At 60.6% G+C, this 20,487-nt stretch carries 15 protein-coding genes; 2 read left to right on the plus strand and 13 right to left on the minus strand.

The features are described from left to right. Positions 1-43 precede the first annotated feature (43 nt). The 10 genes from HMPREF3171_RS07180 to rpsP all read right to left on the minus strand — a co-directional run bounded on the left by HMPREF3171_RS07180 (position 44) and on the right by rpsP (position 9,279). Positions 44-349, minus strand: a complete 306-nt coding sequence (locus HMPREF3171_RS07180) for a DUF2469 domain-containing protein (protein WP_070422258.1) — start codon at positions 347-349, stop codon at positions 44-46. Beyond that, on the minus strand, positions 346-996 hold the full coding sequence (locus HMPREF3171_RS07185; protein WP_070450984.1) for a ribonuclease HII: 651 nt from the start codon (positions 994-996) through the stop codon (positions 346-348). Before HMPREF3171_RS07185 ends, HMPREF3171_RS07180 begins: the two co-directional genes overlap by 4 nt. Before the next feature lie 4 nt (positions 997-1,000). Continuing rightward, complete coding sequence (gene lepB, locus HMPREF3171_RS07190) at positions 1,001-1,831, minus strand: signal peptidase I (protein WP_371327144.1); 831 nt, start codon at positions 1,829-1,831, stop codon at positions 1,001-1,003. Positions 1,832-1,936: 105 nt separating this feature from the next. Then, complete coding sequence (gene rplS / locus HMPREF3171_RS07195) at positions 1,937-2,284, minus strand: 50S ribosomal protein L19 (protein ID WP_070422256.1); 348 nt, start codon at positions 2,282-2,284, stop codon at positions 1,937-1,939. Positions 2,285-2,398: 114 nt separating this feature from the next. Further along, entirely contained in the window at positions 2,399-4,717 is a 2,319-nt protein-coding gene (locus HMPREF3171_RS07200; protein ID WP_070483904.1) for a Tex family protein, read from the minus strand. 36 nt (positions 4,718-4,753) lie between these two features. Next, positions 4,754-6,139, minus strand: coding sequence for an anaerobic C4-dicarboxylate transporter (locus HMPREF3171_RS07205; RefSeq protein WP_070483906.1), 1,386 nt, complete (start codon positions 6,137-6,139; stop codon positions 4,754-4,756). Positions 6,140-6,243: 104 nt separating this feature from the next. Further along, complete coding sequence (gene trmD, locus HMPREF3171_RS07210) at positions 6,244-7,323, minus strand: tRNA (guanosine(37)-N1)-methyltransferase TrmD (RefSeq protein WP_070483908.1); 1,080 nt, start codon at positions 7,321-7,323, stop codon at positions 6,244-6,246. Next, complete coding sequence (gene rimM, locus HMPREF3171_RS07215) at positions 7,316-7,816, minus strand: ribosome maturation factor RimM (RefSeq protein WP_070450978.1); 501 nt, start codon at positions 7,814-7,816, stop codon at positions 7,316-7,318. Before rimM ends, trmD begins: the two co-directional genes overlap by 8 nt. Before the next feature lie 41 nt (positions 7,817-7,857). Continuing rightward, on the minus strand, positions 7,858-8,637 hold the full coding sequence (locus HMPREF3171_RS07220) for an SDR family NAD(P)-dependent oxidoreductase (protein WP_070483910.1): 780 nt from the start codon (positions 8,635-8,637) through the stop codon (positions 7,858-7,860). Positions 8,638-8,769: 132 nt separating this feature from the next. Then, on the minus strand, positions 8,770-9,279 hold the full coding sequence (gene rpsP, locus HMPREF3171_RS07225) for a 30S ribosomal protein S16 (protein WP_070483912.1): 510 nt from the start codon (positions 9,277-9,279) through the stop codon (positions 8,770-8,772). 390 nt (positions 9,280-9,669) lie between these two features. Between rpsP and HMPREF3171_RS07230 the strand changes: the two genes are divergently transcribed. Further along, on the plus strand, positions 9,670-11,865 hold the full coding sequence (locus tag HMPREF3171_RS07230) for an acyltransferase family protein (protein WP_070483914.1): 2,196 nt from the start codon (positions 9,670-9,672) through the stop codon (positions 11,863-11,865). A 58-nt stretch (positions 11,866-11,923) separates the two neighbouring features. Here the strand turns inward: HMPREF3171_RS07230 and ffh are convergent, their stop codons facing one another. Both ffh and ftsY read right to left on the minus strand, forming a co-directional pair. Next, positions 11,924-13,552 (minus strand): signal recognition particle protein, encoded by a 1,629-nt coding sequence (gene ffh, locus HMPREF3171_RS07235; RefSeq protein WP_070422388.1) that lies wholly within the window; start codon positions 13,550-13,552, stop codon positions 11,924-11,926. 111 nt (positions 13,553-13,663) lie between these two features. Further along, a complete protein-coding gene (ftsY, locus tag HMPREF3171_RS07240) occupies positions 13,664-15,301 on the minus strand; it encodes a signal recognition particle-docking protein FtsY (protein ID WP_246815344.1) in 1,638 nt (545 codons plus the stop codon). A 190-nt stretch (positions 15,302-15,491) separates the two neighbouring features. Here ftsY and HMPREF3171_RS07245 point away from each other — a divergent pair, with 190 nt between their 5' ends. Further along, positions 15,492-16,982: an HNH endonuclease signature motif containing protein gene (locus tag HMPREF3171_RS07245; RefSeq protein WP_070483915.1), complete on the plus strand. Its 1,491-nt coding sequence runs from the start codon at positions 15,492-15,494 to the stop codon at positions 16,980-16,982. Positions 16,983-17,011: 29 nt separating this feature from the next. Here HMPREF3171_RS07245 and smc read toward each other — a convergent pair whose 3' ends face one another. After that, a complete protein-coding gene (gene smc / locus HMPREF3171_RS07250; RefSeq protein WP_070483917.1) occupies positions 17,012-20,470 on the minus strand; it encodes a chromosome segregation protein SMC in 3,459 nt (1,152 codons plus the stop codon). Positions 20,471-20,487 lie beyond the last annotated feature (17 nt).

The following is a 20,487-nucleotide window of genomic DNA, read 5'->3' on the forward strand; positions in this document are numbered from 1 at the left end:
ACATCTGGTGCCTATTAGACGGGCAAATGCACGCCCCGGTTCCCTACTCCGGGAATGTCAGTTCAGGTTTATCCAACTCTTCGATGTTGACGTCCTTGTAGGTGATCACACGCACGTAACGCACAAAGCGCACCGCACGGTACATGTCCCACACCCACGCATCCGACATGAGGACCTCGTAGTAGACGTCGCCACCCTCCGTGTGCGGAATCAGCTTCACCGCATTAGCCAGGTAGAAGCGGCGGTCCGTCTCCACAACGTAGGAGAACTGGCTCGCCACGTCGCGGTACTCGCGGTACAGGGACAGCTCAACTTCTGCCTCGTAGTTGTCAAGATCCTCGGCGCTCATACATGACCCCTTAGCTCAGTGTGAAACCTGTCAGCGTCCCTGACGTTCGCATAACTATAACGATGTTCCGGGCTCGCCCCGTGGCGGCGCACCGCGTCCATATGCACCTTTGTTGAATAGCCCTTGTGGCCCTCCAACCCGTACTGCGGATAGTCCCGAGCCATCTCCACAACGAGCCTGTCGCGGCTCACCTTTGCCAGCACACTCGCCGCAGCGATACAACGCGCGGTGTAGTCACCGCCGACAACTGGCAGTTGCGGTGCGCGAAGCCCCGGCACACGAAACGCGTCCACGAGCACGTAACCCGGATCGACATCCAAGCCTGCGACGGCGCGCCGGGCCCCATCCAGGTTGGCGTGTTGGATCCCGCGCCGATCAATCTCTGCCGCAGGGATATGAATGACGTGGTAGGAGACGGCGGCGTTGCGGATTTCGTCGAAAAGCAACTCGCGCTTTTTCGCCGAGAGTTTCTTCGAATCCGTCAACCCCTCAAGCGCAGCAATCGGCTTGATGGGCAAGACGCACGCAGCGATGGTCACAGGGCCGAAGCACGCGCCCCGACCAGCCTCATCGACCCCCGCCACCGGCCCCAGCCCGGCCTTGTCCAACGCGACCTCGTAGGTGCGTAACTGCTTAAGACGGCGCACTACCCTACTGCTGAATGTCCGGGTCCGACACACCCTGAAGGCGGTTCAGCGGGAAGACAACCGCCCGCACCTTGCCGCGGATATTCTCCTCCGGAATAGTTCCCTGGAACTGATCCCCCAAGTGGTAGCGAGAGTCCAGCGAGTTGGTGCGGTTATCGCCCATCATGAAGTAGTGGCCTTCCGGCACCGTCACCGGGCCGAAGTACGGACCACCACACGCATCCGATCCGGTCTCCTCATCCACCGGGTAGAAGTTCGGCTGCAAGATGTACGACTGATCGATCGGCTTACCATCAACCATGACCGCCGGGTCGCCCGCCTGACACGAGACAGTCTGTCCGCCGGTAGCGATGATGCGCTTGACCAACGTGTTTTCATCCTTGGGCACCAAACCAACCCAGGAACCCACCTCCTGCAGCCCACGAATCGCGGGGTTAGAAGAACGGTTGGAGGAAAAACCCGTGTTCCACGAATCCGTACCGGCGAACACGATGACATCACCCGGCTCAGGGTCCGAGAAGTAATAGCTGACCTTCTCTACAAAGATGCGGTCGCCCGAACCGTCCTCGCCGTGCAGCGTTGGCTCCATCGACGCCGACGGAATGACATACAGCCGGCCGATAAACGTTTGCAGCACGAACATGATCACCAACGTGAGCACAACTACCACCGGGATCTCGACGTACCAGGGAAGGTTCTGCTTCTCGTCGCTGCTGTCAGCGCCATTTGCAGCGCCGTTTGTAGGGCGGTCTGCAGCGTTCACCTCATACGATGCATCCTCGGCAGCGTACGGGTTGTGCGGCTTAGGGGTCTGGGGCTGCCCGTTGGCGGGCACATTCGCGTTGGTCACGCCGGATAGGTTAGCACCGCACCCCGACACCCTGAGAACGCAACGTGCCCCGCCCGAGAAACTCGGACGGGGCACGTGGTGCGGCTAAAACTAGCGACGCTCCTTAATACGAGCAGCCTTACCGCGCAGATCGCGCATGTAGTACAGCTTCGCACGACGGACGTCACCCTTGCGGACGACCTCAATCTTCTCCAGATTCGGGGAGTGCACCGGGAAGGTACGCTCAACGCCGATACCGAAGGAAACCTTGCGGACGGTGAAGGTCTCGCGGATACCGCTGCCCTGGCGACGCACAACGAAGCCAGTGAACACCTGAGTACGGGTCACAGAACCCTCGATAACCTTAACATGAACGTCGAGGGTATCGCCCGGGCGGAAGTCCGGGATATCGTCACGGAGCTGGCCTGCGTCAACCAGATCAATAATGCCGTTGCTCATGAAAGCAATCCTTTTCGTTTTCGGACAGAGGACCCTGGCGGCACTTCCCTAATCAGGGCGCTCGGCCGGTTCGTGTCGATTACAACAACCTGCAGCATTCTACATACTGCCCGGTCACTTCCCAAATCCGGCACGTTTGAGTGCGTCCGCCATCGAGCCAGCTGCTTGACGACGATCACCGCCCCGGTTCTGGTTTCGCCCCTGGCGCTGCTTCTGACCGCCACGGTTCTGGCCACGGCTCTGCCCGCTGCGTTGTTTCTGGCTGGTGGTCTGGCCGGGCTGGCCAGGCTCGTCGTCAAGCCGCAGGCTCAACCCAATGCGGTTGCGAGCGACATCCACATCCATCACCTTGACCTTGACCACCTCGCCGGAGCGCACCACCTCGTGCGGGTCAGAGACAAACTTGTGGCTCATCGCGGAGACGTGAACCAGACCATCCTGGTGCACACCCACATCCACGAACGCGCCGAAAGCGGCAACATTGGTCACGGTTCCCTCGAGGATCATGCCGGGCTTGAGATCCTTGACCTCGTTGACGCCTTCCTTGAACTCCGCAGTTTTAAACTCAGGGCGCGGGTCGCGCCCCGGCTTGTCCAGCTCGGCGAGAATGTCGGTCACGGTAGGCACACCGAAAGTGTCGTCAGCGAAATCCGCCGGCTTGAGTTTGGTGAGTACCGCCGTGTTGCCGATGAGTTGCTCGGTGTTCAGGCCCGTCGCCTGGGCGACGCGCTCCACCACCGGGTAAGCCTCCGGGTGTACCGCTGAGCCATCGAGCGGGTTCGTCCCGCCCTGGATACGCAGGAAGCCAGCGGCCTGCTCGAATGCCTTCGGCCCCAGACGCGGAACCTTGCCCAACTCCTTGCGGGTAGCAAAACTGCCGTGCTCGTCGCGGTACGCCACGATGTTTTTCGCCACCGTGCCGGACAGACCAGCGACACGCTCAAGCAGCGGTGCCGAAGCGGTATTGACGTCCACGCCAACCGAGTTCACCGCATCCTCCACCACAGCGTCCAACGTCTGTGCGAGCGCCGTCTGATTCACGTCGTGCTGGTACTGGCCCACGCCGATCGACTTCGGGTCAACCTTGACCAGTTCCGCCAACGGGTCCTGCAGGCGGCGCGCAATGGACACTGCGGAGCGCAGCGAGACATCCATGTCTGGGAACTCTTCGGCTGCGATCGGGCTTGCCGAATAGACCGACGCGCCTGATTCGGACACAACCACCGGAGTCGGGCGCTTGCCGCCAGCCTGTGCGATGAGGTCCGCTACCTCGCCGGCGAGCTTCTCCGATTCGCGCGAAGCGGTGCCGTTGCCAATAGCGATGAGCTCGACTCCGTGCTGGGCAGCCAGCGACGCTAACTCGGCACGCGACGCGTCCCAACGGTTCTGCGGCTGGTGCGGGTAGACGATTGTCGTGGCCAGCACCTTGCCGGTGCCGTCCACAACCGCGCACTTCACGCCGTTGCGATAGCCCGGGTCAAGCGCGAGCGTTGCGCGCTGACCTGCGGGGGCGGCGAGCAACACGTCACGCAGGTTGGTCTTGAACACCTGCAGCGCGCCCTCCTCGGCCTTTTCCTTCAGACGCATGCGGGTATCTAGGTTGGCCGACACCTGCAGTTTCGTGCGCCAACCCCACTGCACCGCCTTGGCCAGCCAGGCGGAGTCTTTCACCGGAAGATCGAAACGATCCGCAATCATGCCCTCAAAAACAGACTCGTCGCCCGGGTCAAGGTTGAGCGTGAGTACACCTTCGTTCTCCCCGCGAAGCAGCGCCAAAATGCGGTGGCTGGGCAGTTTGTCAAACGGCTCCGAGAAGTCGAAGTAGTCCGCGAACTTCGCACCTTCCTGTTCTTTGCCCTCAACGACCGAGGAGCGCATGGTGCCCTGCTCGTACACGCGGTCACGCACCGCACCGACCAGGTCGGCGTCAGTGGCGAACCGGTCCACCAGAATCGCGCGGGCACCGTCGAGTGCAGCCTTCGTGTCCGGGAATCCTTCGGAGAGGTACCTCTCGGCGAGGGTCTCGGGGGTGGCGGTGGGGTCGTCGATAAGCAACTGCGTCAAATCCTCAAGACCTGCCTCGCGGGCGATATCCGCCTTAGTCTTGCGACGCTTCTTGTACGGCAGGTACAGGTCTTCGACGCGCGCCTTCGTGTCGGCTGCGAGAATCTCGCGTTTGAGATCGTCGGTAAGTTTGCCCTGCTCCTCAATACTTTCGAGCACCGCATTCTTACGCTCAGCGAGCTCGACGAGGTACGTGTTGCGCTCCTCAATATGGCGCAACTGCCCGTCGTCGAGCCCACCGGTGGCTTCCTTGCGGTAGCGGGAAATGAACGGCACGGTGTTGCCCTCGGCGAGCAGTTTCAGCGCCTGCTCGACCTGAGATTCCCGAATGTTGAGTTCGTTCGCGATGGTGACTGCGATTGATGTCATTCGGGCGATCTTAGTCGCGCCGTACTCACGGGAGCTTTACAGCAGCACCTGCGCCAGAATCGAGCCCACCACGCACGAAGTGAACACCGAGATCGCACCCGGAATCAGGAACGAGTGGTTGATCACGAACTTGCCAATTCGGGTGGTGCCGGTGCGGTCGAAGCCGATGCAAGCCAGGTCGGACGGGTAGGTGGGCAGGATCCAGTAGCCATACGCCGCGCCGTAGAAGCCGACAATGACCTTCGGGTCGATGCCCAAGGCAAGCCCGATCGGGGCGATGGCGACCAGCGCCGCAGCCTGGGAGTTCACCAACTTGGACACAATCAGCAACACGATGGCGTACGCCCACGGGGCAGCTTCCACAACAGAACCGAGGCTGGATTCGAGCTGGTCGATGTGCGCCGCGAAGAACGTATCCGCCATCCAGGCCACGCCAAACACGGAGAACACCGCGGTCATGCCTGCCTTGAACACCGGTGTCGAGGCGATCTTCTTGTGATCCACCTTGCAGAACAGCAAGATGATCGCACCGGCAAAGAGCATCACCATCTGGATGGCGAGGTTCATGGACAGCGGCTTCATGCCACCGTCACCGTCGTCGAACGCGGGACGCAGGCCCTCAAACGCGCCGAGAACAACCACGAAGGCGATAGCGCCGAGGAAAATCCACACCGCGTTGCGAGCGGACTTTGGAAAGACTTCGTCCAGAAGCGAATGGCTGGACTTGTTGATGGACTCCGCAAACGCCGGGTCCTGCATGCGCTCCTGGAATACCGGATCCTTGTCCAGATCCTTGCCACGGTGCAACGACCACAACGCGGCCAAGATCACGCCGGAAAGCGAAGCCGGAATGGCAACCATAAGAATCTGCGGGATCGAATACGCCTTATCGATCACTCCGGCGTTCTCCGCCAAAATCGACGCGAGCGACACGGTGGCAACCGACACCGGCGAGGCTGTAATACCCATCTGCGCAGAAGTGGAAGCCACCGCCATAGGACGCTCTGGGCGAATCCCTTTCTTCACCGCAATGTCCTCGATAATCGGGAACATGGTGTACACCACGTGGCCGGTACCGCACAGCACGGTGAGGAACCATGTGGTCACCGGAGCCAGCAAGGTGATGCGTTCCGGGTGGGCGCGAAGGAGCTTCTCGGCTTGCTGCATCATCACCTCCAATCCGCGCGATTGTTGGAGGGTCGCCGCACAGCCGATGACTGCGATGATGGTGAGCATGACGCCCACCGGTGGTTCGCCCGGCTCCAGACCGAAGACGAAGACCATAAACATCAGGCCGATGCCAGAGATCAGACCAAGCCCAAGGCCCCCGTACCGCGTGCCGAGCAGCAGGGCACCAAGAATGATGGCGATTTGAAGGACAATTGCGAGCCCCGAGGTGGGGTCGAGCACTGACGCGAGCATGGGTGTCCTTTCGTTTTGCAACGCGTGTAACACACCCAACTCTAAGCGAACAATGATCTGACCTTTAAATTATTGTGGGGTGATTTTCACCACCTCAGCAGGCATTACCCTGCCGTGTACCCGCTCCACTGCGTGCCCTTCGGCAACGCATCCGCAACCGCTTGCGTCGCATCCTCCAGCGACAGCGCGGTTCGCCCTTTTACCGTAAGCGTCGTTTCGTTCCGCTCGATCGTCTCCGCGCGGTAGCCTGCCTGTTTCAGCGCCCGTCGCAGTTGCTTTGCGACGACCCGCTGTCCGCCCACCTCGAACACCGACACAACCTCACGCGAATCCAGCATGAACCGGTCCTCTTCACTGAGCTCCACCTGTTCGAGCAATTCGGGCCTGACGGCACGGGTGCGTTTCAGCGACTGCTCACGGCGCCACGCTTCAACCTTCTTGTGGTCGCCAGAGGTAAGCACCTCCGGAGCCTCGATCCCCCGCCATACTCGTGGTTTTGTATAACTCGGGCCCTCAAGCAACCCATCCGAGAAGCTGTCCTCCTCGTGGCTTTCAGTGTTGCCAAGCACTCCGGGGATCAACCGGGTGACTGCCTCCGCGATGACCAGTACGGCGACCTCGCCACCAATGAGTACATAGTCACCAATGGACACCTCACGCACCCGGTAGCGCTGCTTCGCATCCTCGAAGACACGCTGGTCGATTCCCTCGTAGCGCCCGCAAGCGAACACAATGTGTTCCTCGCGCGACCAGGCACGGGCATCCGCCTGCGTAAATGGCTTTCCGGCCGGTGTGGGAACGAGCAACAGCGGCTTTGAGGCGTCATCGCCTGCCACTGGGGATTCGTAAGGGCGTGGTGCAACGTTTGCGACATCGTCGTGACGCAACTTGTCATTCCGGTGCTTGGCCGCCGAGTCCAGCTCCGTGCCTGTGCGTCCCGCAGCGATATCGTCGAGCGCCGGCCCCCACACTTCCGGCTTCATCACCATGCCAGGACCACCGCCCAGAGGGGGCGCGTCTACCGACTTGTGGTTACCCGTCGCCCAATCACGCAGGTCATGCACTCCGACGGACAGGATGCCCTGCTCAATCGCCTTGCCCAGCAGCGCGTGGCGCAACGGGTCCAAGTACTCGGGAAAAATAGTGACGACATCGAGGCGAAGCACCGGCTTCGGGTTAGACATCAAGTAGTCCCTCCGGCGGCGTAATCACCAGGTAGCCATCAGCGAGGTCAATATCCGGCACAAACTCCATAACGAAGGGCACGAGGACTTCCTTGCCGTGATAGTCGATCTCCAGAATCTTGCGATTCGGCGCATCCATCACGCCAGTAACAGCGCCAACTTCATCGCCGTCATGGCGGACCTTCAACCCGATGAGTTCGTGGTTGTAGTACTCGTCGGAATCCTCGTCGCGCTCCAGAGGTTCTGCAAAAAACTTCATGCCCCGCAGACTGTCCGCAGCGGTGCGGTCTGGCACCTCCTCAAAACTGACGAGGAGGCGCTTCTGATGAGGCCGAACCGTCTTCACAGTCAAGTGCTGTTCCTTGCCAGCCTGGCGGCCAGTGAGCACCTCGCCGACAACAATGTGGTCTTCAGACTCGTCGGCGAGTAGCTCGACTGCTACCTCACCCTTCACGCCATGCGACTTCACGACGCGGCCAATGTTGAGCTCCATAATCGGCTACGGTAGCAGCCCCACAAATTGCCCTTGTCGGCCTACCAGACCTTGTCGCCACGAACTGTGGCGTCGAAGCCGCCGTCGATAAAGACAACCTGGCCGCACAGGTGGGTATTCTCCTCACTGGTCAGCCATGCAATGAAGCTGGCCGCAGCCTCTGCCGGCATCCAACCGTTCAGCGGCATCGGCACCTGTGCCAACTGCGCACGACCTTCGTCGGTGTTGCGCAGCTCTTCAGTCATCGGGGAAATCACAACGGCCGGCGCAATAGCGTTCAGCGCAATGCCCTTGCCAGCCCACTCCTCGGAGATCGCGTTCTTGCGCACCCAACGAGCAATGGCCTGCTTAGAGGACGAGTAGTTAAGGTATGCAACCTCGGGGCCCTGGTCAGCAAGTTCCTGGCCACGCTTAACGGTAGCTTCCTCATCACCCGCCAGCATCGCTTCAATCAACTGGTCATCCGCCGGCTGCAGTGATGCGATCGACGCCGTCACCACAGCGCGCGGCGCATCCGACTCCTCCAGCAGCGGACGAAGCCCCTCAAGCGTTGCCACCGCGCCGAAGTAGTTCACCTGCGCGGTCTTCGGCGTCGGCGCCTGCATACCGGCATTCGCAATGACGCCGTCGAGCTTTCCTTCGGAAAGCTTGGTTGCCTCATCAACGAGTGCCTGCCGGCCCTCAACAGTTGTGAGGTCCGCATTGATATCCGCATTCGCAATATCGGCAGTAATCACCTTGTGACCGCGAGAGGTAAGCAACTCCGCAGTCGCCTTGCCAATGCCGCCCGCGCCACCAGTCACCAAAAACGTACGAGCCATGATCCGCTCCCCTTTCGATTAGGAAATGTCTACATGCCCAACCGTACGCAAGTTTTACAAAGTCGCAGCACGAAAAACCCCGCACCGGCACGAAAAGTGTGCGGTGCGGGGTGTCGTCGATAAGCGAAAGGCTTATGCCTCCTCGGCCGGAGCCTCCTCAGACTCAGCCTCAGCAGCCTCGCCCTCAGCCTCTGCAGCCTCGGCCTCTGCGGCAGCTGCAGCCTCAGCAGCTGCCTTAGCCTCAGCGTCTTCCTTAGCCTTCTTGCGCTTCTCGGTGATCGCCTCAGCGGTCGGGCCGTTCTTAGCCTCTTCCAGAGCCTGGTTGAACAGGTCGAGCTTGGACGGCTTCTCCTCAGCAACCTTGAGGGTGCCCTCAGCACCGTCGAGGCCCTTGTGCTTCTGCCAGTCGCCGGTCACCTTCAGCAGCGCGAGCACCGGCTCGGTCGGCTGTGCGCCGACACCCAGCCAGTACTGAGCGCGCTCGGAATCGATGCGGATGAGCGACGGCTCTTCCTTCGGGTGGTAGATGCCGATGTTCTCGATGACAGCACCGTCACGACGGGTGCGAGCATCAGCGATGACGACACGGTACTGAGCGTTGCGGATCTTGCCAACGCGCTGCAGCTTGATCTTTACAGCCATGGTGTACTTCCTTTAGGTCACTGGGCAGTGCAGACACCCGCCGCTTCTCGACGAGCCGGTTCAACCCTTCTTATTTACCCTGCGCGTGCCTGGCCGGTCGACCATCCCCTCCCAGGCAACCTGAGAAGGATCCAGACGGATCCGGCGCGTACGCAGTTATAGACTTGTCGTGCCAAACGCCAACAATGACGTCAGACAACCTTTGACACCTTACGGGCTAAACCCCAAGGCACCAAACTCCCGCACGGCAATGCCTTGCAATGCCCCGGTGTGGCTGGTTCGGTCATGCAAAGTTCAGACTGTATGGTCTTTACCGATTGCGACGCGCATTGCCAGCTGCAATACACGTCGCCTGTAACGAAATAGAAGTAGTTGACAAGGTTGGACACGATGGCAGGACAATCGGCACAGTCGACAAAAGGCTCGACCGCATACCGCGTCGACCTCGATGGGCTGCGTGGATACGCCATCGCACTCGTCGTCCTGTTCCACGTCTTCGTCGGACGTGTCTCTGGTGGCGTCGACGTCTTCCTGCTGCTGTCCGGTTACTTTTTCCTTGGCGGGCAACTGCGATACGCTCTGCGTCCGAACCCAAACCTGAACCCGTGGTGGCCCCTGTGGCGCACCATCCGCCGACTCGTACCGGCGCTCGCACTTGTCATCGTTAGCGTTGTCCTTCTCGTTCTCGCGTTTACGCCAGAACTGATGAGCCAGCAGCTCGCGAGCCAAGTCACAGCGTCGATGCTGTACTACCAAAACTGGGAACTCATCGCCCAAAATGCCGACTACGCTGCAGCAAGCCAGGAAACATCCCCGCTACAGCACTTGTGGTCAATGTCGGTCCAGGGCCAGTTCTACATCTTCGGCATCCTCATGGGCACCCTGCTGGCCTTTGCGGTATCGAAGCTCAAAGCCAACCCTGTCTGGGCACGGCGCGTAGCTATCGGGGTGCTGGCGCTCATCACTATCGCCTCCTTCGCCTGGGCCTCCCGCTTCGGTTTCGTCGGCACCGGCGCCAACTACTACTCCACGTTCTCTCGCGCATGGGAACTCTCCCTCGGCGCACTGCTCGCCTTCGTACCAGCCGAGCGATTCTTCCCACAGCGTTTCGCCTGGTTCACTGCGCTACTCGGCGTCGCAATGATCACCATCACCGGCATCGTTATCCCAACGTCGCTCGCATTCCCCGGCCCCCTCACACTGCTGCCACTGACCGGTGCCGCACTGGTCATCCTGTCAGGCAACAGCAACGCTGTCTCCGGCGTGCTGGCATCTGCACCCATGACCTGGCTGGGCAAGATCGCTTACTCGCTCTACCTTTGGCACTGGCCGCTTTTGATCATCGTCACCGCCCTCGGCGGATACGCCGTTCCCCCAGCATGGCTCGGCGCATGTGTCATCGCCGTGTCCCTCGCCCTCGCACACATCACCCACATGCTGGTGGAAGATCCACTACGCCAGCATCGTGCGCGCCCGCGTGCCATGGATACGCCGGTGCGCGACGCGGGGTCGTCGCTACGCACGTGGCCCGGAAAATTCCGCGCAACGGGTGGTGTGCTCACCGCCGCTTTGTTTGCCGCAGCACTTGCCATCCAGCCAATCTGGAACGATCGTATCGACGACGCCGACAAACCCCTCGACCCCGCCATCTACCCAGGCGCACTCGCACTCGCCGGCGCCGAAGTCCCCGACGTCGAAGCCCGACCAGACCCGAACCTGGTTGCAGGCATCTACCCACCAATCGGACTGGACAACTGCATGGTCTTCCTCCCCGAAGGCCCAGACATCATGCCGGGACCTCACTGCGTATACGGTGACCTGGAAGCCGACACCACCATCGCACTGGTCGGCGGCTCCCACATCGAACCATTCGGCATCCCACTGGACATCCTTGGCAAACGCCACGGCTTCAAAGTTGCAACATTCGTGCGCCAAGAATGCCCACTCGTCGTCGGAGGCCCCTGGGACCCCGCCAACGCCGACATTGTCTCGCCAGAATGCGCAGAATGGGGCGAGAACGCGTTCGCAGAACTCGTCGAACTCAACCCTGCCATGGTGATCTCCACCTCCACACGCCCCGCAGGTCACGCAGGCGGTGGCATCGCCTCTCAGGACTACGTGCCTGACGCATACGCAAACTTCTGGCAACGCCTCGCTGAATACGGCATCCCATTCGTCGGCCTGCGCGACAACCCATGGATGTTCAACCCCGACGGCGACCCAATGGACCCCAACCTGTGCCTCGTAGCCGGATCCTCCGAAGCCGACTGCTCCATGGACGCACACGTGGTCTACTCCCCTGAAGACCCTGCGAAGTACTTCCTCGACGGCGGCTACAACCAGTGGGAAATCGACACCGCCAGCTGGTACTGCATCGACGGCATCTGCCCGCCGCAGATCGGCAACATTTACATCTACCGCGACCAGAATCACATCTCCAACGCGTACGCCGAATCGCTCGCCCCATTGATGTGGGAAGAGCTCACCCCGATCTTCAACAAGCTTGGGCTTATCGACGACACCACGCTGGCCCCCGAAACCGCCACCGACTCTGCCCAAGATGGCGAAGAGGCCAACACCCTCTAAAGTGCTGGCCTCTCCCCCCTTTGATCTGTGAAGCGTTCGCGCTGCGGCGCGCTGCGCGCTAGAAGAACTTCCCCTTCTGCATACGCTTCATCGCCTCGTTGAAATCGAGGTTGTTGAGATCCATGCCCTGCATGCCCGCAGGAAGCTGGCTCTGCAACTTTTCCAAATCCTTCATATCCGGCATACCGCCACCCATGCCCGGCATTCCTGGCATTCCTGGCATCCCTGGCATCTTCGGCATGCCCTGATTTCCACCGCGCTTCACCGGCTTGCGCTTGCCGTTCTTGCCCCGGCGCCCCTTCGGCTTCTTCTTGGTAGCGCTTCGGCCCATGCCAGGCATACCCGGCAAGCCGAACTGGCTGGCCATCTGCCCCATCATCTTCTTCGCCTCGAAGAAGCGCTCCACCAACTGGTTCACATCCGAGACCTTCACACCGGAACCGTTAGCGATGCGCTTGCGGCGCGATGCGTTCAAAATCTTCGGATCCTGGCGCTCCTGAGGAGTCATACCGCGAATGATGGCCTGGATACGGTCGAGCTGCTTCTCGTCGACCATGTCCGCCATCTGGTTCATCTGCTTGCCGCCAGGCATCATCTTGAGCAGGTTGCCAATCGGCCCCATGCGACGAATCATGAGCAACTGGTCGAGGAAGTCCTCCAGTGTGAGTTCGCCGGAAGCCAACTTGGTTGCGGCTGCCTCAGCGTCCTGCTCGTTATAAGTCTGCTCAGCCTGCTCAATCAGCGACAGCAGATCACCCATGCCGAGAATACGGCTGGACATGCGGTCCGGGTGGAACACGTCGAAGTCGTCGAGCTTCTCGCCAGACGACGCAAACAGAATCGGCTTGCCCGTGACCTCACGGATGGACAGCGCGGCACCGCCACGGGCATCGCCATCAAGTTTGGTCAGTGCAACACCAGTGAAGTCGACGCCAGCAGCGAACGCCTCGGCGGTAGACACCGCATCCTGACCGATCATCGCATCAATAACGAAAATGACCTCATCCGGATTCACTGCATCACGGATGTTGCGGGCCTGAGTCATCAGGGTCTCATCGATACCGAGGCGGCCCGCAGTATCGATGATGACCACATCGTTTTTGTTCTGCTTGGCGTGCTCAATACCCTGCTGCGCCACCGCAACCGGATCACCGTGCGAGGTGCCCATCTCGTGCTCATACGAGTCGATGGACGTACCCGGATCCGGGGCAAACGTCGGCACACCAGCGCGCTCACCAACAATCTGAAGCTGCTGCACCGCACCCGGACGCTGCAAGTCACACGCCACCAACATCGGGGTGTGGCCCTGCTTAGCCAAGTGCTTAGCCAACTTACCTGCCAGGGTGGTCTTACCAGCACCTTGCAGACCGGCGAGCATAATCACGGTCGGCGGGTTCTTCGCCAAATTCAACCGGCGAGTCTCACCGCCGAGAATGTTTGTCAGTTCCTCATCAACAATCTTGATGACCTGCTGCGCCGGATTCAGCGCTGCCGAAACATCGGCACCGAGGGCACGCTCCTTGACGCGCTTAATAAACGCACGCACAACCGGAAGCGACACGTCCGCCTCCAGCAACGCGATACGAATCTCGCGAGCCGTGGCGTTAATATCCTCCTCGGTGAGCTTGCCCTTGCCTCGCAGACCACCCAGGGCTGATTGGAGGCGGTCGGACAGTGACTCGAACACGGTGTGCACGCTCCCTTTTGCTTCTAGCGGAAAAGAATCCCCACAAGACTAGCGCGCGCCCCGGGTGATGGGCACATCACCGGGGGCGCGGGGTCGTCGACAAGCAAGCGCTTAGCCGAGAAGAGCGTCGACGAAACTCTCAACCTCAAACGGCGCAAGATCGTCCGCGCCCTCACCAAGACCAACCAGCTTTACCGGCACACCAAGTTCCTCCTGAACCTGGAAAACGATACCGCCCTTGGCGGTGCCGTCGAGCTTGGTCAGCACCACACCCGTGATGTCAACAACCTCACGGAAGACACGCGCCTGCGCAATGCCGTTCTGCCCCACCGTCGCGTCGAGCACCAGCAACACCTCATCGACGTTGCTCTTCTTCTCCACGACGCGCTTGACCTTGCCCAGCTGATCCATCAGACCCGTGGAGGTGTGCAGGCGGCCCGCCGTATCGACGAGCACCACATCAGCACCCTCGTCAACACCAGTTGCCACAGCATCGAAGGCCACCGAAGCCGGGTCCGCACCCTCCTTGCCACGAACCGTGGAAGCGCCGACGCGCTTGCCCCAGGTCTCCAACTGGTCCGCAGCCGCCGCGCGGAACGTATCCGCAGCACCAAGCACCACCGAGTGCCCCATAGACACGAGCACACGAGCAAGCTTGCCGGTAGTCGTCGTCTTACCGGTGCCGTTGACACCGACAACCAAGATCACGGCCGGTTTGCCGTCATTCGGCATCGCCTTAATCGAACGGTCGAGCTCCGGACGGGCAGCCTCAATCAGAGTTTCGCGCAGCATCGCACGAGCCTGCGCTTCGTTTTCCACACCACGCTCAGCGATCTTCTCGCGCAGGTTGTCCGTGATCTTCATCGTCAGACCCGCACCGATATCGGCCAAGATCAGCGTGTCTTCAATCTCCTCCCACGCGTCCTCGTCCAGATCGCCAGCGGAAAGAATGCCAAGCAGACCCTGGCCGATGGCGTTCTGAGAACGGGAAAGGCGGCCACGGAGCTTGCCCATGCGACCTGCTGCTGGAGCGATGTCATCGATCGGTTCGCTCGCGGGGGCCTCAACAACGACAGCCTCATCGGAAACCTCAGCACCATCCTGGAGCGCCTCTTCAGCACCCTCTTGAGCCACTACAGCAGCCGCAGCAGCCTCCTCTGCCTCCGCCGTGTCTGGTGTGTCTGGCGCATCGGGCGTTTCCGATTCGGCCTCAGGGGTTTCTGCCTCATCGACAGCAGGTTCCGGCTCCGGTTCTGGAGCTGGCTTCGGCTCTGCTACCGGCTCAGGTTCTGGTGCCGGCTCCGGTTCTGGCACGGCACATTCTTCAACGACAGGCTCCTCCACAGGCCGCTCGGCCGGCTTCGGCTGATCTACCTCCGTGCTGGTGGTGTCGTCGACAAGCAATGGCTCTTCATCAGGCGCAACTGCTTTCTCGATAACAGTCTTCGGCTCCTGCTCGGCCTTTTCAGGCTCGACTACCGGCAGAACCGGCTGGTCACGACGAATCGGCTCCGGCTGCTTCGGCTGAGCATCCGCCGGTGCGAAATTGAAACCGCCCTTCGCCTGATAATTGCCGGATTTCTCCTGCTGAGTGAGCTCCTTCGGCTCCTCCGGCTTCTCAAACGAAACGGTCTTCGACTCCTTGCGCTTCTTCCCCGCAACGACGATGCCCACGATGATCAGCACGGCAACGACGACCGCAACCGCCACCCAAAGGGCCGGGGAGTTCATCAACTCAGTGGTATTCATGCGTTCTAGTGTGCCAGCCGCCACGACACAAGGTGGAACAGCAATAGACACATTGCTTATCGACGAATCAACGCTGCAGGTCAGGCCCATCCATACGAACGGGTGTTCGAATGTGTGGCGATCGTGTCGGCCTGGTCTGTAGCTTCATTTTCAACTCAGTTAGCAGCACACGTAGCCGAGAGGGGGACCCATGACAACCATCATCGACCAACACGTCAACCAGATCACCGCTGGACTAGAAGCGCTGTCCAACCTCATGATGGAACCCGACTCCCTCCACCTCCTCGGCACCCACCAAGCAATAGAGCGGCTACACGGCTCATTGCCACTGCTCGGAAACGTCAACGCCGCCTTCGCACATCTCTGCACAAGGGACAATGCCGGATCCCTGGTCGGCGCCAACCATCCCGTGGAATACCTCACGCAACGCCTCGGCCTCTCCCGTGCCCAGGCGTTCGACCTCCTCAACCACGGCAAGCGCCTCTTCGGCGAGCCCGACATCCCAGTCCCACCAACTAACCCGGAACAAACCGAAGAGGACAAGCGAGCCGCAGAAGAAGAAGCACAACGACGCAAAGAACAAGAAAAGAAAGCCCAGGAACGCGCCCGCAAGGCTGCACGAGAAAAGAAAGCCTCCGAAGAAAAGAAGCGCATTATCTCCAACGCGCTCAAGGACCTCAACGAACACGCCAACCCGGGCTACCTCGAGTGCTACTCCCAAGCCATGGAAGCCGCAGCACGCATGACCCCCGAAGAGCTCCGGAAGTTCGTCACCGACCTCGTCCGCAAAGCCAACCGCGCGGGGCTGGACTACGAAAAGAAAAAGGACCCCCTAGCCGCGTTTAAAAAACGAGGCATCTCCTTCGGACCCACCGATGCAGACGGCGGCTCCTACGCCCGGCTCTACCTTGACGCCGCATCACGCGCAAAATTCGAAGCAGCCCTCGCCGCCGGAGAAGCCCCCGGCTCTCACCTACCCGACGGCTCCAAAGACACCCGCACGAAACAACAACGCCGCTTCGACCAACTCATGCACATCCTGGATAACTACTCCCAGGCACGTATCACGCGCGACCGCGGCATCGGAACCGTTGTGGTGACACTGACCCTGGAAGATCTGGTCGGTGCTGATTGGCAAACACGCTTTTCCACCAATACCAGTGTGGATCTCACTGCCCTCGACATTCTTCACCTGGGCTTAGCAGGAGACACTTTTGCTCTCCAACTCGACTCTGCAACCGGTGTGCCACTATCACTCGGACGCGCCCGCCTCGCGTCGATTGAACAGCGCCTCGTCCTACTCGCTACCCAAGGTGTCTGCGCCTGGAACGGGTGCACCAAACCTGGCGTCGAACTCGAAGCCCACCACCTGCAGTCCTACCTCCACGGAGGTGTCACTGACCTCAATAACCTGATACTGCTATGTCGCGAACACCACAGATGCAACAACGACAACAGAGACGGAGCCGGTGGTAAGGGACACTTCGAAAAAGACCCCGACACCTGGGACATCACCCACCATCCAGCCGACGGCGGGCCACCGACCACGACCAGCACATGGCAGTTCGAACAGTCACCCGGTCAGCGGCATAAACGAAAAATTCGGGACAAACACCCAAGTTTCGACGACCAAGAACTACCGGGAACAGATCCACCCCTGTTCGCACCGGACACCGGGTAGCCATCTTGCGCTGTGCTACGCCCCAGGTGCTACACCCCAGGCGCTGCACCGGCAGGTTGCATGCGTTGAGACAGCACTCGAGTGACGCCATCGCCACGCATAGTCACGCCATAAAGCACGTTCGCAACATCCATCGTTGGCTTCTGGTGCGTGATCACAATGAGCTGCGAATCCTGACGGAGTTCCTCCAGAAGGGCAATGAGCCGGCGCAGGTTGACGTCGTCGAGCGCCGCCTCAACTTCGTCGAGCACATAAAACGGACTTGGACGCGCACGGAAGATAGCGACCAGAAACGCCAAGGCTGTCAGCGATTTTTCACCACCGGAAAGCAGCGAAAGCCGCTTGACACGCTTACCCGGTGGCCGGGCCTCAATTTCAATGCCGGTGGCCAACATGTCGTCTGGCTCGGTGAGCACCAAGCGCGCCTCACCACCCGGGAAGAGCGTCTGGAACACTCGCGGGAACTCGGCCTCCACATCCGTCCAGGCATCGGTGAACAACTGCAAGATCTGTGCGTCAACGTCCTCGATCACACCAGTGAGGTCTTTGCGCGCCTGAATAACATCATCAAGCTGCGTAGAAAGAAACGAATACCGCTCCTCCAACGCCTTGTATTCCTCCAATGCCAGCGGGTTGACCTTACCCAGCGCGCGCAGATCCTTTTCTCCCCGCTTGAGACGTTTCTCTTCTGCTTCGCGGTCAAAGTCCTCACCTGGGGTGTACCCATCAAGCAGATCGGCTACGGCGATGCCCAGGGTGGAGGTGATGTTGGCTTCGGCTTCGTCGATACGCACCTGTGCTTGCGAGCGGGCAATATCGGATGCGTGTGCGTTGTCGGTCAATCGAGACAATTGTTGGCGCGTGGCATTGACCTGCTGACGAGCTTGCTGCAACTGCCCCTGCAGGCTTGCGGTCTGGGCGGAGAGCTCATCGCGTTGCGCCGTCGCGCGTGCCAACGCGTCCTCGATTCGGGCGGCAAGGTCGCGCGCGTGCTTCTCGACGACCCCCGCTAGCTCCGCCTCTGCTCGACGCCTTGCCATCGCAGCGTCATGGCGGGCTTTCGCCTGACGTTCTTGCTCGGCTTGGCGGCGTAGCGCGTCTCCCTTGCCCGCTTCCGCCTCTGCCCGCTGTTGTGCAGTACGCGCGGCGAGGACGGCCTCCATTTCCATGGATTTGATGTGGTTTAGCGCGTTTCGGGCAGCGTCGCGTTCGGCAGATGACGGCTCCTCGGGTGAGGCGGATACATCCGTGTCCACTCGGGTGAGACGGTCGCGAGTTTCTTCCAGTTCGGCGCGGCGTTGCGCAAGCCGTGCGTCAGCTTCGTTGGCGCGCTGCGCAGCTCGTTCGTGCTCCGACTTGTTCGCTTCAGCTTGCTTGACCAGGCGGGTGCGATCGCGTCGCCAGGCTTCGAGTTCGGTGTCGTGTTCTCGAAGAGACGCACGCGCCGACGCGGCGTTGACTCGGGCTTCTTCCGCCGCAACCTTCGCACCTTCAAACGTGCCTGCGAGTTCGCTGAGTTGTTGGCGGGCCGTTTCAAGTTCCACGCGAGCAGCCTCGATGCGGGCGGAGACTTCAACCGTGGTTGCTTGCCCGGAGCCGGCTGCGATCCAGCCTTCGCCGACAAGTACGCCGTCGTGTGTGACGGCTCGTAATCTCGGGTCTTGTTCGACGACGGCACGAGCCAGCTCAACATTTTTTGCGACCACAGTGTCAGCGAGCAAACGTGTCACCGGACCAGCCACTGCATCGTCCAGCGTGACGTGGTCGAGCAGCCAGTCCACCTCAACGTCGGTCTCCAGGCGCCATGTGGAGCCGCCTCGTGTATCGACGACCACCGTACGACTCGCATTCCCCAACCGCGACACGGTCTCGTCGGACACATCACCTGCGAGCGCTTCGGCATAGTCGCCGAGGGCCGCCGCAAGCGCCGTTTCCAAACCTGCCTCTGTAGTCAGCAAACCCGCTAGCGGTGAGAAACCGTCGAGCAATTCGGCGGCATCCATTTTCGGCGTCTGCTCAGACAGCGTTGCAATGCGCGATTCAAGCGTTGCTACGTTACGTTCGTGTTCGCCCTGCTCAGCACGAAGTTGCTCTAGGCGCTTCTCTGCAGCGTCAGATTCGGTGTGGGCGCGGGCGAATGCGGCGTCGAGTGGAGCGCGTTCCGCCTCAAACGCCGCGATGCGTTCCTCAACGGACACAACCTCAGCGTCAGCTTGGCGTGCACGTTCACGGGTTTCTTGAAGCGTCTCGTCGAAACGCCGAATCTCCTCCTCAGCAGCTTCAACCGCTTGCGCCTGCGATTCTTCTTGAGCAAGCAGTCGCACTACGCCTTCGCGACGGTCCGCGATCGCACGCACCTGCGCCATGTGTTCGCGCTCAGCTTCATCGAAAGCTTCCTGTCGTTCCGCGACTTCTTCTCGTACCGTTTCCAGCTGTTCTGCTGCTTCTTCGGCTGCTTCGACGGCTTCCGCGTAGCGTTCGTCGGCAATCCGTGCCCGTGCTTCGAGGTCTTCCGGGTCTTGCCCGGCATAGGCAACATCGGCGTTGTGGCTCCGAGCACGCTCCGATGCGATGCGTTCCGTAGCACTCGCCCGTTCCGCCAGCGTCGATAGCGCAAACCACACCTGCTGTGCTTCTTGTGCTTTGGGCTGTACTTCCTGCTGCTGTGCTTCGATGCTCTCCTGCGCTTCGGTGTATTCCTCGAGTTGTGCGGTGACGGTTTCCACCTGTTCTTCGAGGAGTTCGGCGGCGCGGGCGGCGTCGGAAAGCTTCGCTCGCAAACGCACGACTTGGTCACCTGCGAGCTTGAGTTTGGCGTCGCGCAGTTCGGCCTGCACCGCCGCCCCACGTTTCGCAGCTTCTGCCTGCCGCGCCAACGGTTTGAGTTGCTTGCCCAGTTCGTCGGTGAGGTCGGTGAGGCGATCCAGGTTCGCCTGCATGCCGACAAGTTTGCGCTGTGCCTTCTCTTTACGACGACGGTGCTTCAGTACACCAGCGGCTTCTTCGATAAACGCGCGACGTTCTTCAGGGCGCGAATCAAGGATTTCGGAGAGTTTGCCCTGGCCGACAATGATGTGCATTTCGCGGCCGATACCGGAGTCGGACAGCAGCTCCTGAATGTCCATGAGACGTGCTTTGGAGCCGTTGATTTCGTATTCGGACGCACCGTCGCGGAACATGCGGCGAGTGATTGCTACATCGGTGTAGTCGATGGGCAAACGTTTGTCGGTGTTGTCGAAAGTAAGCGTGACTTCGGCACGTCCGAGTGGTTTGCGCCCGCCGGCACCGGCGAAGATGACGTCTTCCATCTTCCCGCCACGCAGGTTTTTCGCACCTTGCTCGCCCATCACCCACGCGAGTGCATCGACGACGTTGGATTTTCCCGAGCCGTTCGGCCCGACGACGGCGCAGATGCCCGGCTCGAATTTCATGGTTGTCGCGGACGCGAAGGACTTAAATCCTTTGAGCGTCAGCGATTTCAGGTGCATTCGCGCAATATTACCCG

The organism is Corynebacterium sp. HMSC08F01 (genome assembly GCF_001807545.1).
Taxonomy (GTDB): domain Bacteria; phylum Actinomycetota; class Actinomycetes; order Mycobacteriales; family Mycobacteriaceae; genus Corynebacterium; species Corynebacterium coyleae.

Coding starts and splice junctions, on each gene's coding strand:
- HMPREF3171_RS07245 (WP_070483915.1), top strand. CDS start 15,492: ATGACAACCATCATCGACCAACACGTCAACCAGATCACCGCTGGACTA.
- HMPREF3171_RS07205 (WP_070483906.1), bottom strand. CDS start 6,139: ATGCTCGCGTCAGTGCTCGACCCCACCTCGGGGCTCGCAATTGTCCTT.
- rplS (WP_070422256.1), bottom strand. CDS start 2,284: ATGAGCAACGGCATTATTGATCTGGTTGACGCAGGCCAGCTCCGTGAC.
- rimM (WP_070450978.1), bottom strand. CDS start 7,816: ATGGAGCTCAACATTGGCCGCGTCGTGAAGTCGCATGGCGTGAAGGGT.
- trmD (WP_070483908.1), bottom strand. CDS start 7,323: ATGTCTAACCCGAAGCCGGTGCTTCGCCTCGATGTCGTCACTATTTTT.
- ftsY (WP_246815344.1), bottom strand. CDS start 15,301: ATGAATACCACTGAGTTGATGAACTCCCCGGCCCTTTGGGTGGCGGTT.
- HMPREF3171_RS07220 (WP_070483910.1), bottom strand. CDS start 8,637: ATGGCTCGTACGTTTTTGGTGACTGGTGGCGCGGGCGGCATTGGCAAG.
- smc (WP_070483917.1), bottom strand. CDS start 20,470: ATGCACCTGAAATCGCTGACGCTCAAAGGATTTAAGTCCTTCGCGTCC.
- HMPREF3171_RS07180 (WP_070422258.1), bottom strand. CDS start 349: ATGAGCGCCGAGGATCTTGACAACTACGAGGCAGAAGTTGAGCTGTCC.
- HMPREF3171_RS07230 (WP_070483914.1), top strand. CDS start 9,670: ATGGCAGGACAATCGGCACAGTCGACAAAAGGCTCGACCGCATACCGC.
- HMPREF3171_RS07200 (WP_070483904.1), bottom strand. CDS start 4,717: ATGACATCAATCGCAGTCACCATCGCGAACGAACTCAACATTCGGGAA.
- rpsP (WP_070483912.1), bottom strand. CDS start 9,279: ATGGCTGTAAAGATCAAGCTGCAGCGCGTTGGCAAGATCCGCAACGCT.